Source organism: Halomonas sp. GD1P12, from assembly GCF_025725645.1.
Taxonomy (GTDB): Bacteria; Pseudomonadota; Gammaproteobacteria; order Pseudomonadales; family Halomonadaceae; genus Vreelandella.
Genome location: NZ_CP107007.1, coordinates 2,831,677 through 2,844,681, shown reverse-complemented (window position 1 = coordinate 2,844,681; position 13,005 = coordinate 2,831,677). Strand labels below are relative to the sequence as shown.

Here is a 13,005-nt window from a genome sequence, read left to right as displayed (position 1 = left end):
CTGGGCGTGAACAAGTGAAAAGCGCAGAGCATGTCTTTTCATACAGTGGTTGGAGTATAAACCTGTTTTTAAATACAGTGCTACCCCTGTAGGGCGTTTACCTGGAGACCGGTTTCAACGCTTGACCGCTCGTACCCGCAACGTCAGGCGCGAGCGGCGTTCACGTCGCTTTACCGGGGCCGGCTTGCTGGCGGGAAAGCGCATTTTTGTGTACAGTGCGCGCGAACTTCACGCCCTGGAGATGCCCCTTGAGCCTGCGCCTTCAAGCCCGACAGCTTGCCTGCGAGCGCGACGACCGCTGGCTGTTCGTGGGTTTGAACGTGACGCTTGAACGCGGCGAGATCCTGCGCGTCGAGGGGCCTAACGGCAGCGGCAAGACCACGCTTTTGAAGATTCTCTCCGGGCAGCTCGACGATTATGAAGGCGCGCTTGAGTTCAATGGTCAGCCCCTTCGCACCTGCCGCGATGTGTTTCTGGCGAACCTGCTCTATCTGGGCCACGCGCCCGGCGTGAAGGCGGGGCTGACGCCGCTCGAGAATCTGGCCTGGTATCAGGCGCTGGGCGGTGAGCCGCCGGATGAGGCTGGCTGCGAGCGTGCGCTTAATGATGTCGGGCTTGCCGGGTTCGAGGATACGCCCGTCGGGCGGCTCTCCGCCGGCCAGAACCGGCGCGTGGCGCTTGCCCGGTTGACGCTCACACCCCGGCCGCTCTGGGTGCTCGACGAGCCCTTTACGGCGCTCGACCGCGAAGGCGTTTTGATGCTGGAGCAGCGGCTTTCGCACCACGCCAGAACGGGGGGAAGCGTCATCATCACCACTCACCACGCGCTTGGCGGGCTCGAGCGGGTGCGCCGCCTGCAGCTGGGGCCGGCATGAGCGCCAGCAATGACGGCGCATTAAGGGCGGCGCCTCACGGGGCCGGGCGTGCGTTCATCGCCACGCTCTCGCGCGGGCTAACATTGGCGTTTCGTCGCCGAGGCGAGGCGCTCAATCCGCTGGTCTTTTACGCGCTGGTGATCACGCTCTTTCCGATCGGCATTTCGCCGGACCCCAAGCTTTTGGCCGTGATAGCGCCAGGGCTTTTGTGGGTGGCGGCGCTTCTGGCCGCGCTGCTGTCGCTGGATACGCTCTTTCGCGGCGACTTCGAGGATGGGAGCCTTGCGCAACTCATGCTCGCGCCGCAGCCGCTTTGGACCCAAACGCTTGCCAAGGTGTGCGTGCACTGGCTGATAACCGGGCTACCGCTTTCGCTTTCGGCGCCGCTGCTCGCCACGCTCCTGGCGCTTACCGCGGGCAGCTACGCGGTGCTGACGCTGTCGCTGCTGCTTGGCAGCGCCATACTCAGTTTGGTCGGCGCGATCGGCGCGGCGCTCACGGTAGGGCTTGCTCGCGGCGGCGTGCTGACCTCGCTTTTGATCCTGCCGCTCTACATTCCGGTGCTGGTGTTTGGTACCGGCGCCGTCGAGGCGGCCATCGACGGGCAAAGCGCCTTGCCTTATCTCGCGATTTTGGGGGCGCTTTTGGCGCTTTCGCTGATGCTCGCCCCCTGGGCGATCGCCGCGTCGCTTCGTATCAGTCTCAACGGTTGAGGACCCGCCATGTGGGCCATCGTGCACAAGTTTGGATCACCCCAGTGGTTTTACCGGCTAAGCGGCCGGCTCACACCCTGGTGCTGGGCGCTGGCGGCGCTGTCGCTTGGCGCGGGGGGCGTCTGGGGATTGGCGTTGGCGCCGGCGGACTATCAGCAGGGCGAGAGCTTTCGCATCATCTACGTGCACGTGCCGGCAGCACTCCTGGCCCAATCGGTATTCATTGCGATGGCGCTTTCAAGCCTGGTGTTCATGGTCTGGAAGATCAAGGTGGCCGACATGGCCGCCGCGGTGATGGCGCCGTTTGGCGCGGTGATGACGTTTACGGCGCTGTTTTCCGGCGCCGTGTGGGGCGTGCCGACCTGGGGCACCTGGTGGGTGTGGGACGCAAGGCTCACCTCGATGCTGATTCTCCTGTTTCTCTATCTGGGCGTGATTGCACTGCGCGGCGCCTTTGGTAGCCGCCAGAGCGGGGCTCGGGCGGCGTCGCTTCTCGCCATGGTGGGGGTGATCAACATTCCGATCATCAAGTATTCGGTCGAGTGGTGGTATACGCTCCACCAGTCCGCCACGTTCTCGCTCACCGAGCGCCCGGCCATGCCGGCGTCGATGTGGCTGCCGCTTTTGCTCATGGTGATCGGCTTTTATAGCTTCTTCGCGGCGCTGACGCTTGTGCGCGTGCGCAGCGAAATTTTAAGGCGCGAAGGCGACAAGCGCTGGGTGCGCGCGCTCACGGAGTCCTCTTCATGAGCGCCTTCGACTCACTCGGTGCGTTTTTCGCCATGGGCGGCCACGGCGTGTACGTCTGGTCGGCCTGGGGCGTCACCGCGGCGCTGCTGTTGCTCTGCTTTTGGCAGGCGAAGCTCGAGCGGCGCGCGCTGCTCAAGGCGCTCTCACGGCGCGCCCGGCGCGAGCGCGCCCGCACCGAGTCTCCCTCCATCCCCACGCCAACCGAGGTCAGCGATGACGCCTAAACGACAACAGCGACTGTTCGCGCTCTTGGGGCTGGTGGTGCTGGCGGCGGTGGCTCTGGGGCTAACGCTCTATGCGCTGCGCGCCAACATAAACCTGTTTTTTAGCCCGGTGCAGATCGCGATGGGCGAAGCGCCGCTCGAGCGCCAGATTCGCGCCGGGGGCCTGGTCAAGGAGGGGTCGGTCGCCCGCGACCCGCAAAGCCTCGATGTCGACTTCGTCGTTACCGACTACGTGGAGGAGGTCGAGGTCTTTTATAGCGGCATCCTGCCGGATCTCTTTCGCGAAGGTCAGGGCGTGGTCGTGGTCGGCGAACTCCAGCGCGATGGGCGAATTCGCGCCGACAAGGTGCTTGCCCGTCACGATGAAAACTACATGCCGCCGGAAGTGGCAAAGGCGTTGGAAGACGCGGGCTACGCGCCGTCGGACTACCAGCAAAAGGCCGCGCGTGTCGCCGAGCGTTTGGCGGCGCCGACCCGCGAGGACGACTAGCCCATGTGGATACGGATGATTCCCGAGGTCGGCCACTTCGCGCTGATTCTGGCGCTTTCGATGGCCGCGCTTCAGGCGATCCTGCCGCTGGCCGGAAGCGCGAGCCGGCGCCCGCTCTGGATGGCGTACGGGGCGCCGATGGCGGCGGGGCAGTTTCTGTTTCTGGGCGCGGCTTACGTGTGTTTGACTGCAAGCTACCTGCTCGACGACTTCAGCGTGGCCAACGTGGCCAACAACTCCAACTCGTTGCTGCCCTGGTACTACAAGGCCAGTGCCGTCTGGGGCAATCACGAAGGCTCGGTACTTTTGTGGAGTTTGATGCTCGCGGGCTGGGGCTTTGCCGCCTCGCGCTTCTCCCGCGCGCTGCCCCGCGACATGGTCGCCCGCGTGCTTGGCGTGATGGGGCTCGTGAGCGTCGGCTTTCTGCTTTTCATACTGCTTACCTCCAACCCCTTCGAGCGGCTGCTGCCCAACGTGCCCGGCGACGGCGCCGACTTGAATCCGCTGCTGCAGGATTTCGGCCTGGTGATCCATCCGCCGATGCTCTACATGGGCTACGTCGGTTTTTCGGTGGTCTTCGCCTTCGCCATCGCCGCGCTGATGGGCGGGCGCCTCGACGCGGCCTGGACGCGCTGGGCCAGGCCCTGGGCGAATCTGGCCTGGGCGTTTTTGACCGTGGGCATCGCGCTTGGCAGCTGGTGGGCGTACTACGAGCTTGGCTGGGGCGGCTGGTGGTTCTGGGACCCGGTCGAGAACGCTTCGCTTCTGCCCTGGCTGACCGGCACGGCGCTTTTGCACTCGCTGGCGGTGACCGAAAAGCGCGGCTCCTTCAAAAGCTGGACGGTACTTCTGGCGATCACCACCTTTGCGCTTTCGCTGATGGGCACGTTTTTAGTGCGCTCCGGCGTGCTCACCTCGGTGCACGCCTTCGCCAACGACCCGGCCCGCGGCTTTTTCATCCTGGTGCTGCTGGGTGTGACGGTGACGCTGTCGCTTTTGCTGTTCGCGCTGCGTGCGCCCCGGGTCAGCCACCGGGTCGGCTTTGGCTGGTGCTCGCGGGACGCGCTGTTGTTGATCAACAATTTCCTCTTGGTAATCATGACCGTCACGGTGCTGCTCGGCACCGTTTACCCGTTGATTCTGGACTCGCTGGGCCTTGGCAAGATCAGCGTCGGCCCGCCGTACTTCAACGCGCTGTTCGTGCCGCTTACCCTGGTGATGTGCCTGTTCATGGGGGCAGGCCCCGTGTCGCGCTGGAAGCGCATGCCCTTTGTCGAGCTCAAGCGTACGCTGTGGCTCTCCGGGCTTGCCGCGTTCGTGTTCAGCATGGCGGCGCCGCTGCTCTTCGCCGGGCGCTGGAACCCGTGGGTGAGCCTTGGGCTTCTGGCCGCACTCTGGATCGTGCTGCCGCTGGTTCGCGACGTGGTCGCGACCTGCCGCCGGGCGAGCTCGGTCCGGCGCGGGCTTGGCAAGCTGTCGCTCGCTTACTGGGGCATGGTGCTCGGCCACGTGGGACTCGCCGTGACCATCGTCGGGGTGACGGTGGTATCGAACTACAACGTCGAGCGCAACGTGCGCATGGCGCCGGACACCGCGGTCGAGGTCGCCGGCTATGAGTTCACCATGCGCGAGCTGACTAGCCGCCGCGGGCCGAACTTTTTGGCGGATACCTCGGTGATCGAGGTGCGCAAGGGCGGCGACGGGCGCGCGTTCATCATGCGCCCGGAAAAGCGGCTTTATCTGGCCACCGGCATGCCCATGACCCAGGTCGCGCTGAGCCCCGGGATTTTTCGCGATCTTTACGTGGCGATGGGCGAAGACCTCGACGACGGCAGCTATGCCATGCGCGTGCAGTACAAGCCCTTCGTGCGCTGGCTCTGGCTCGGGGCGCTATTGATGGCGCTTGGCGGGGTGCTGGCGGTGATCGACCGGCGCTACCGGCGCGCGTCTTCCCCCATCCAACGCGAGGTCACGCCATGAGACGCTGGCTATTGCTACTGCTGCCGCTCGGCTTCGTCGGCATCGCGCTGTTTTTCTACCAGGGGCTTTCGCGCGACCCAAGCCAGCGCGACTCGGCACTCATGGCCCGCGAGTTTCCCGCCTTTAGCGCCACCACGCTTGGCGACGAGACGCGCCGCGTGGACGAGTCGCTTTTGCGCGGCCAGGTGACGCTGGTCAACGTGTGGGGCGAGTGGTGCCCGGCCTGCAAGCAGGAGATGCCCCAGCTTCTAGAACTGGCCGATCATGGCATCCGTCTGGTCGGGGTGAACTACCGCGATACTCGCGAGAAGGGCACCGAATTTCTCCAGCAGTACGGCAATCCTTTCGAGGTCAACGTGTTCGACCCTGACGGCAGCCTGGGCTTCGATCTCGGCGTCTACGGCGCGCCGGAAACCTTTCTGGTCGATGAAAAGGGGGTGATTCGCTACCACCACAAGGGCTATATCTCCCCGGAGAACGTGCAAGCGCAGATCCTGCCGGAGGTGGAGAAGTGGCGATGATCCGGCGGTTAGTGGGAGTACTGGCGCTGCTACTGGTGGCCGGCTCGGCGCTGGCGGCGATCGAGGTGCGCGAGTTCAGTGATCCGGTGCTCGAGCGGCGCTACGTCGATCTGACCGCTTCGATGCGCTGCCCGCTGTGCGAAAACCAGGCGATCGACGACTCCAGCGCGCCCATCGCCGCCGACATGCGTCAGCGCGTTTTCGAGCTGCTCCACCAGGGGCAGTCGGATGGCGAAATCGTCAATCACATGGTGGAGCGCTTCGGCGAGTACATCCTCTACAACCCGCGCCTTGAAAACCGCACCTACCTGCTCTGGGGCATCCCGGTGGCGCTTGTGGTCCTCGCCGCGCTGGTGCTTTCGCTGATCGTGCGCGCCCGACGCCAGGCGTCGCATCGCGCGCTGAGCCGCGAAGAGCGCGCCCGGCTCGAGGCGCTGATCGACGAGGAGAAGAGCCCATGACGCCGCTCTGGATCGCACTTCTGATCACGGCGCTACCGGCGCTTTGGCTGATGCTGTCGCCGCTTTGGCGAGCGCGGGCGCTGTTTGAGGCTCAGCGCCGTTTTGAAGAGCGCGATGATGCCAACCGCCAGAACGTCGCCATTTTTCGCCGCCGGCTCACCTCATTGGAAAGCGCACTCGATCGTGGCGACATCGACCAGGCGCGTTTTGACGAGGACAAACTCGAGCTCGAGCGAAGCCTTCTTGAGGATACCGCGCCCGCGCCCCGACGCGCGCTGAAAAAGCCAGGCGCCGGGCGGCGGGTCGTGCCGCTGGTGGCGGTAGCGGTGCTCGTCGCGGCGGTGGTCGGCTACCAGCGAAGCGGCGCCGAGGGTGATCTGCGGCTCTACGCGCTGCGAAGTGCCTGGGAGAGCACCCCGGGGCACTCTTTCGAGAGCTACATTGCACCGCTGGAAGCCGAGGCTGGCCGCCAGCCCGGTAACCCCAACGTCTGGGGAACGCTGTTCACGCTCTATCGCGAAACCGGCCGGCTCGAGCAGGCGGCAAAGGCGCTGAACCGGCTGATCGCTATCGAAGGCCGCGCACCGGCGCTTTTGAGCGAACTCGCAGAGCTGCGCTTTTTCATGGCTGAGCGCACGCTGACCCCCGAGGTGCAGGCGCTGGTCGACGAAGTGCTGGCGCAGGACCCGCGCCAGCCCAAAATCCTGAGCCTTCTCGGCGTTCACGCCTTTGGCGAAGGCGATTATGAGCTTGCCATCGACCGCTGGCGCCGGGCGCTGGCAAGCCTTGGCGAGGGCGAAACGAGCGAGGCGCTGCGCGACGGCATTCGCGAAGCCCAGGCGCGTATGGCATCGAGTGAGGCTAACGTTTCGACCGATGGTGTGTTTGAATAGCCCGCTCGTTTTTTCCGTTTTCAAAGAGCCGCGATGCGCCTAACGTCCATACGCCTTACCGGGTTCAAATCCTTCGTCGATCCCATCACGGTGCCCTTCGATGGCAACATGACCGCGATCGTCGGCCCCAATGGCTGCGGCAAGTCCAACATCATCGACGCGGTGCGCTGGGTGATGGGCGAGTCTTCGGCCAAGACCCTGCGCGGCGAGTCGATGGCGGACGTCATCTTCAACGGCTCCACCGGGCGCAAGCCGGTCGGCCAGGCCGCCATTGAGCTCAAGTTCGACAACCGCGACGGCGCCATGGGCGGTGCCTACGCCCAGTATTCGGAAATCGCCGTCAAGCGTCTGGTCACTCGCGACGGCCAGTCCAACTACTTCTTCAACGGCCAGAAGTGCCGCCGCCGGGATATCGCGGATCTGTTCATGGGCACCGGGCTCGGCCCGCGCTCCTACGCGCTGATCGGTCAGGGCATGATCTCCAGGCTGATCGAGGCGCGCCCGGACGATCTGCGCGCGACCCTGGAAGAGGCCGCCGGCATCTCCAAGTACAAGGAGCGCCGCCGCGAAACCGAAAACCGCATGCGCCGCACCCAGGAGAATCTGGAGCGCCTGGATGACATTCGCGAAGAGCTCGACAAGCAGCTCGAGCGCTTGAAGCGCCAGGCCGAGGCCGCCAAACGCTACCAGACGCTGAAATCCCAGGAGTACCAGCTCAAGGGCGAGCTTGCGCTGATTCGCGGTCGCGCCCTGCGTGCCGAGCAAACCCGCCAGGAAGCCCGCGTGCGCGAGCTCGAAATCAGCGTCGAGAAGGACGTGTTCGGCGTGCGCGCCTGCGAAACCCGCCTCGAGCAGGCCCGCGCCCAGCACGACGAACTCGCCGAGGTGCTCGAGCGTCACCAGCAGCAGTTCTTCGAGACCACCACGCGCATCGCGCGCCTCGAGCAGGACCAGGCCCACCGCAAGAGCCGCGAAAGCCAGCTGGCAAGCGATATCGACACCGCCCGGCGCGATCTGGATGAGCAGCGCCGGGTGAGCGAAGGCGACCGCGAGCGCCTGAGTGCGATCGACGAGCGCTGGGAGACGCTGTTGCCAGAGCTCGAAGGCCTGGAGGAGCAGCTCGAGGCGCTGGAGGAGGCGTTAGCCGGCATCAAGCCGACGCTCGAGCACGCCGAGCAGCACTTTGCCGACCTCGACGCCCGCTGGCGCGACGCCAGCCGCAGCGCCGAGCGCGGCCAGGATCAGGTGGCCGATCTGGAGCAGCGCATCAAGCGCCTGCAGGGCGAGCGTGAGCGCCGCGAGCAGCAGCGCGGCGATCTCGACGACACCACCGCCGTGCGCCAGGAGCACGCTCAAAGCCAGACCGAGCTCGAAGCGGCCGAGTGGCGCGTCGAGCAGTTTCAAACCGAGCGCGAGCAGGCCCAGCAGCGCATCAGCGACACCAAAGGGGCGCACCAGCGCGCGCTCAAGACCCGCGATGACAAGCGTGGGGAACTGAGCCGCTGCCAGGGCGAACTCGCCTCACTCAAGGCGCTGATCGACGCGGCGCTTGCCGACCACGACCCGGCGCTCGATGGCCATCTAAAGGCGCTGGGCCTCGAGAGCGCCCCGAGGCTCGGCGAAACCCTGCAGGCCGCGCCCGGCTGGGAATCGGTCGTCTCCTGGCTGCTCGCGCCCTGGCTCAATGCTCGTATGGTGGACGGCGCGGCGCTATCAAAGCTGCCCGAGGCGCTGGCCACCGACTGGTGCCTGATCGACGCCACCGCTCCCAGGGCACACAACGACGGCCGGCTCGATGCGAAGGTGGACGGCGCCGGGGCGCTTAGTGAGTGGCTCGCGCGCATTCACGTTGTCGAAGGTGATGATGAGGCCCAGGCGCTTGCCGCCCGGCTGCCTGCGGGAGAGAGCGCGGTCAGTCGGCAAGGGCTCTGGTGCGGGCCGGGGTGGCTTTCGCAGAAAGCGAGCGGGCAGGGCGTCGATGCGCTGCTGGTGACTCGCCGGCGTTTCGACGAACTCAGCCGGGAGCAGGAGGCGCTCGAGCAGGCGCTCGAAGCGCTGGACGCGCAGTGCGAAAGCCTCGCCGAACAGCTTGAAAATCTCGAGCACGAGCGCGGCGAGCGCGACCAGGCCGAGCGCGAACACGGTGCGCTTCGCCAGCAGCTCGCGGTCAAGGAGCAGCGCCTGGCGCAGCGCCTCGAGCACCTGGAGGGCCGCGCCGCCGAGATCGACGACGAGCTTGCCACCCTCAAGGAGGACGAGGCGACGCTGGTACTCAGCCTCGAGGAGCAGCGCGAGCGCTGGAACGACGCCATGGCAAAGCTCGACGAGGCGGCCACCGCCCGCGAGGAGAGCGTGGAGCAGCGCGCCCGCGCCCGGGAGGAGTTCGAGCGTTTGAGCCGCGAGCAGGCCCCGCTCAAGGCGAGCCAGCAGGCGCTGGCGCTGGAGCGCGAGCGGCTCAACACCGAGCGCGATAGCCTGCGCGCCCAGCAGGCCCGCGCCGAGGAGAGCGACGAGCGCCTGACGCTGCGTATCGAAGAGCTCGAAGAGGCCCGCGAGGCGCTAAGAGAGCCCGACGAACTCGCTGCTGAAGAGCTCGAGGAGCTTTTCCATGAGCGCGAGCAGCGCCAGGCCCGGCTGAGTGACACCCGCGAGCAGGCCCAGGTCATCACCGAACAGCTCAGAAATGACGAGCTCGCCCGACAAAATCACGAGCGCACTCTGGAGCAGAGCCGCGAACAGCTCCAGACGCTTCGCATGGAGGTGCAGGCGCTGACCCTCAAGGCCGCCACCCAGGACGAGGCGCTGGCCGAGCTCGGCCACGATGTCGAGGCGCTCGCCAACGGGCTTGCCGATGATGCCGAGGAGTCGCGCTGGCAGTCGCTTCTGGAGAACACCTCGGAGAAGATCCGAAAGCTTGGTGCGATCAACCTGGCGGCGATCGAGGAGTACGACCAGCAGGCCGAGCGGCGCAACTACCTGGAAGCCCAGCACGCCGAGCTGACCGAGGCGCTCGAGACCCTGGAACGTGCGATCAAGCGCATCGACCAGGAGACCCGGGTGCGCTTTCGCGACACCTTCGATCAGGTCAACGCCGGGCTGCAGGAACTCTTCCCGCGGGTGTTCGGCGGCGGCGCGGCGTGGCTCACGCTCACCGGCGAGGATCTGCTGGAGACGGGGGTGGCGATCATGGCGCGCCCGCCGGGCAAGAAGAACAGCACTATTCACCTACTCTCCGGCGGTGAAAAGGCGCTGACGGCGCTGTCGCTGGTGTTTTCGATCTTCAGGCTCAACCCGGCGCCGTTTTGCATGCTCGACGAGGTCGACGCGCCGCTGGACGATGCCAACGTCGGCCGCTACGCCAAACTGGTCAAGGAGATGTCGGAGAACGTCCAGTTCATCTACATCACCCATAACAAGATCGCCATGGAGGCTGCCGAACGGCTGATGGGTGTCACCATGCAGGAGCCCGGCGTCTCAAGGCTGGTGTCGGTCGGTATCGACGAAGCCGCCGCTTTGGTCGACTAAAGAACGAGGGCAGGCCCCATGAAAGGCGCCCTTTATCCGGCGTATCGATGCCAGCCGATAGCGTGGGCGCGGAGCGTTTGATCCCATTGATGAAAAAAATAGCGGCTGGACATATATATAGTATAAAAGGAGCGCTTAACGAGTTTCGTTATAGCGCTCTTTTTAATCAAACTAACGTCAACTCTTGAGCACTTGTCGCGATAATCCCGAGTTGTGCTTGTTTAATGAGCGAGTATGGCGGTAAGATTTTGTCATCATGGGTTAACGCTTCTACACTGAGCACATTTATAAGCGGGACGGAGCGTCATCAAAGACTCGCCGACCGCTAAAGGGCCCGCGGCCCACGTGTCGAATAGCGTTGGCCCGAACAAGCGCCAGGATGGCACTTTTAGCGTTACCGTTTGTCCAAGCGCCGGATTTACTCTGTCGAGTATTGATCGAAATGGCGGATAGCCCGCGTAGAGCAAGCACACGTTGTCCTTTTTATAGCAGTCGCACTATGTTTGGTGGTCGGTGCAGCGTTTGGATGGACGCGAATGATCATCAAGGGTAGCGCCTTTAACCGGTTAAAATGACCCATGGAATGCTCGACATGGAATTAAGAGAGTGGTTAATCATTCTGGGATTGGCGTTGGTGTCGCTTATCGTGGTCGATGGGGTTCGAAGGCTTCAGCGCCAGCGCCGAGTGCCAAGGCTCGACCAGGCGGTCGATAACCTGCCTAAAGCGTCGGCAGAGGAGTTCGATGACGAGGCCAAGGAAGCCGAAATCAACTGGGAGCTTCCCAACGGAGGCGCGCGCGTAGTCAAACCCGCCGACTACAGCGGTTTGGGCAAAAAGCCGCAGCTGGAGCGTCAGGAGCACCCAGGCCCGTCCCGCGTACTCTCCGATTTCAAACGTTCGTTCTCGCGGGCAGCCACGCGTTCCAAAAAGGCGGCCGGCGGCCAGCAGTTTGCTTATGAAGGCGGCTACAGCGATGAGCACGCTGAAAGCGCCTCTCAAGCCCAGCACGGCGCCTCCAAACGCGCTGCTTTTAAAGCATCAGCAGAAACGCCTGCGCCTAAAACGTCTGCCGCAAATGCTTCAGCGTCTGAAATATCAGCCCCTTCCTTCACCACCGATGAGCCCGTAAGCCCGGCGCCGCGACCCGCTACCGAGCCCGCCCTGGACGGCGCGGAGCGTCAGGAGCCCAGCCTTTTCGTCGAGCCGGCGCCCGAGAGTAGCGCGTCGTCCGCCGAGCTGGTCGAGCCGACCCTTTCTGCTGCCCCGGCCGAGCCTGCACCGGTTCAGGCTAAGCCCGCACCGCTTGATGAAACGATCGACCCGAGCATGACCTCGGAAACGCCCGCTTCGCGCCCGGAACCGCTTTCAAGTGACGAGGCCGTCGCGGCAAGCGAATCGGCCCCGGCCGCCGAGCAGGAGCCGGTGCTTCGTGCCGAGCCCGAAGACACCGCTGCGCACGTCAAGAGCACCGAGGCGCGCAAGCGGCGCCAGCTGCGCGCCCATACCGCCGGGGAGCTCGATGACGATACCGTCGACGAGTACCGGCTGGTCGATTTCGAAGGCATCGGGCGCTCGTTCAAGCGTCGGATGATCGAGCACCGCCAGACCCGCGAGCGTAAAAAGGTAGAAAAAGCCGAGCGGGCGAAGGCGCTGGCCAAGCAAAAAGCCGAGCGTAAGGCGCTGGAAGCCGAGCAGCGCCGCGAAGCGAAGGAGGCCGCCGAGGCCGAAAAGGCGCGCATTGCTCAGGAAAATGCCCGAGCCCGCGAGCTTGAAGCCGCCAACAGCGCGACTCGCTTCGAAAACGACGAGCTTTACAGCGCCGAGCCCTCCATGAGCGCGCTGCGCCGCCAGGGGGGGGAGCGCCGTTATGACGAGCGCTTTGCCGAGCCCCGGAGCGACGACCGCGACGATGGCGATTACCCTGACGAGTACGGCGACGAGTACAGCGATGCGCCGGCGTTTGAAGAGAGCAGCGTACGCGTGCATCCGACGCTTGCGAAAGCGCTTCGCCACGACGTTTCTGGCGCTCGCGCCAGGGACGCACTAACCGACGCGTCGGAAATGGTCGTCATCAGCGTGCTTTCCCGGGATGAAGACGGCTTCGACGGCGGCAAACTGCTGGAGCTGATGATGGCCTGCGGGCTTCGTTACTGCAGCGCCATGGGCGTGTTCCACCGTTTCGAGACCGAAAGCGACGACAGTGCGCTGCAGTTCTCCATGGTCAACGTGGTCAAGCCCGGTACCTTCCCCATCGAGCAGATGGACGAGTTCGCCACGCCCGGCGTCACCTTCCTGATGCCGCTGCCCGGCGCGCTCGACAGCGCCGCCGCGTTCGAGGCGATGGTGGAAACCGCCATGGTAGTGGTGCGTCACATGGGCGGCGAGCTCAAGGACGAAAACCGCAGCGTCATGACGGCGCAAACCATCGAGTTCGCCCGCCAGCGGGTCCACGAGTTCGAACGCCGTCACCGGCTACAGCGCCACGCCCGCTAGCACTTCGTCTGTATGAAAACACCCGCCTGAAAAGGCGGGTGTTTTTGTTTCTGGAGCCGCTGGCTGCCAGGCTTTAGGA

At 64.9% G+C, this 13,005-nt stretch carries 11 protein-coding genes; all 11 read left to right on the top strand.

The features are described from left to right. Positions 1-248: 248 nt before the first annotated feature. The 11 genes from ccmA (at position 249) to zipA (ending at position 12,926) form a co-directional block, all read left to right on the top strand. The gene (gene ccmA / locus OCT39_RS13015; RefSeq protein WP_263584892.1) at positions 249-875 is read left to right on the top strand and encodes a cytochrome c biogenesis heme-transporting ATPase CcmA; all 627 of its coding nucleotides are present in this window, start codon (positions 249-251) and stop codon (positions 873-875) included. Then, the gene (ccmB, locus tag OCT39_RS13010) at positions 872-1,588 is read left to right on the top strand and encodes a heme exporter protein CcmB (protein WP_263584891.1); all 717 of its coding nucleotides are present in this window, start codon (positions 872-874) and stop codon (positions 1,586-1,588) included. Before ccmA ends, ccmB begins: the two co-directional genes overlap by 4 nt. 9 nt (positions 1,589-1,597) lie before the next feature. Then, positions 1,598-2,338, top strand: coding sequence for a heme ABC transporter permease (locus OCT39_RS13005; RefSeq protein WP_263584890.1), 741 nt, complete (start codon positions 1,598-1,600; stop codon positions 2,336-2,338). Further along, a complete protein-coding gene (gene ccmD, locus OCT39_RS13000; protein ID WP_263584889.1) occupies positions 2,335-2,562 on the top strand; it encodes a heme exporter protein CcmD in 228 nt (75 codons plus the stop codon). Before OCT39_RS13005 ends, ccmD begins: the two co-directional genes overlap by 4 nt. Beyond that, on the top strand, positions 2,552-3,052 hold the full coding sequence (gene ccmE, locus OCT39_RS12995; protein ID WP_263584888.1) for a cytochrome c maturation protein CcmE: 501 nt from the start codon (positions 2,552-2,554) through the stop codon (positions 3,050-3,052). The genes ccmD and ccmE overlap by 11 nt, the downstream gene beginning before the upstream one ends. 3 nt (positions 3,053-3,055) lie before the next feature. Further along, positions 3,056-5,032: a heme lyase CcmF/NrfE family subunit gene (locus OCT39_RS12990; RefSeq protein WP_318152968.1), complete on the top strand. Its 1,977-nt coding sequence runs from the start codon at positions 3,056-3,058 to the stop codon at positions 5,030-5,032. Then, positions 5,029-5,553 carry a DsbE family thiol:disulfide interchange protein gene (locus tag OCT39_RS12985; protein WP_263584887.1) on the top strand — a complete coding sequence of 175 codons (525 nt, stop codon included), beginning with the start codon at positions 5,029-5,031 and terminating at the stop codon, positions 5,551-5,553. Before OCT39_RS12990 ends, OCT39_RS12985 begins: the two co-directional genes overlap by 4 nt. Further along, entirely contained in the window at positions 5,550-6,014 is a 465-nt protein-coding gene (locus OCT39_RS12980; protein ID WP_412031124.1) for a cytochrome c-type biogenesis protein, read from the top strand. Before OCT39_RS12985 ends, OCT39_RS12980 begins: the two co-directional genes overlap by 4 nt. Beyond that, the gene (gene ccmI / locus OCT39_RS12975) at positions 6,011-6,907 is read left to right on the top strand and encodes a c-type cytochrome biogenesis protein CcmI (RefSeq protein WP_263584885.1); all 897 of its coding nucleotides are present in this window, start codon (positions 6,011-6,013) and stop codon (positions 6,905-6,907) included. Before OCT39_RS12980 ends, ccmI begins: the two co-directional genes overlap by 4 nt. A gap of 33 nt (positions 6,908-6,940) precedes the next feature. Then, on the top strand, positions 6,941-10,432 hold the full coding sequence (smc, locus tag OCT39_RS12970; RefSeq protein ID WP_263584884.1) for a chromosome segregation protein SMC: 3,492 nt from the start codon (positions 6,941-6,943) through the stop codon (positions 10,430-10,432). Positions 10,433-11,024: 592 nt separating this feature from the next. Next, a complete protein-coding gene (gene zipA / locus OCT39_RS12965) occupies positions 11,025-12,926 on the top strand; it encodes a cell division protein ZipA (RefSeq protein WP_263584883.1) in 1,902 nt (633 codons plus the stop codon). The last annotated feature ends 79 nt before the right edge of the window (positions 12,927-13,005 follow it).

Excerpts from the sequence above, each read along its gene's own strand:
- ccmB (WP_263584891.1), top strand. The coding sequence starts at position 872 with ATGAGCGCCAGCAATGACGGCGCATTAAGGGCGGCGCCTCACGGGGCC.
- OCT39_RS13005 (WP_263584890.1), top strand. The coding sequence starts at position 1,598 with ATGTGGGCCATCGTGCACAAGTTTGGATCACCCCAGTGGTTTTACCGG.
- ccmD (WP_263584889.1), top strand. The coding sequence starts at position 2,335 with ATGAGCGCCTTCGACTCACTCGGTGCGTTTTTCGCCATGGGCGGCCAC.
- ccmE (WP_263584888.1), top strand. The coding sequence starts at position 2,552 with ATGACGCCTAAACGACAACAGCGACTGTTCGCGCTCTTGGGGCTGGTG.
- OCT39_RS12990 (WP_318152968.1), top strand. The coding sequence starts at position 3,056 with ATGTGGATACGGATGATTCCCGAGGTCGGCCACTTCGCGCTGATTCTG.
- OCT39_RS12985 (WP_263584887.1), top strand. The coding sequence starts at position 5,029 with ATGAGACGCTGGCTATTGCTACTGCTGCCGCTCGGCTTCGTCGGCATC.
- OCT39_RS12980 (WP_412031124.1), top strand. The coding sequence starts at position 5,550 with ATGATCCGGCGGTTAGTGGGAGTACTGGCGCTGCTACTGGTGGCCGGC.
- ccmI (WP_263584885.1), top strand. The coding sequence starts at position 6,011 with ATGACGCCGCTCTGGATCGCACTTCTGATCACGGCGCTACCGGCGCTT.
- smc (WP_263584884.1), top strand. The coding sequence starts at position 6,941 with ATGCGCCTAACGTCCATACGCCTTACCGGGTTCAAATCCTTCGTCGAT.
- zipA (WP_263584883.1), top strand. The coding sequence starts at position 11,025 with ATGGAATTAAGAGAGTGGTTAATCATTCTGGGATTGGCGTTGGTGTCG.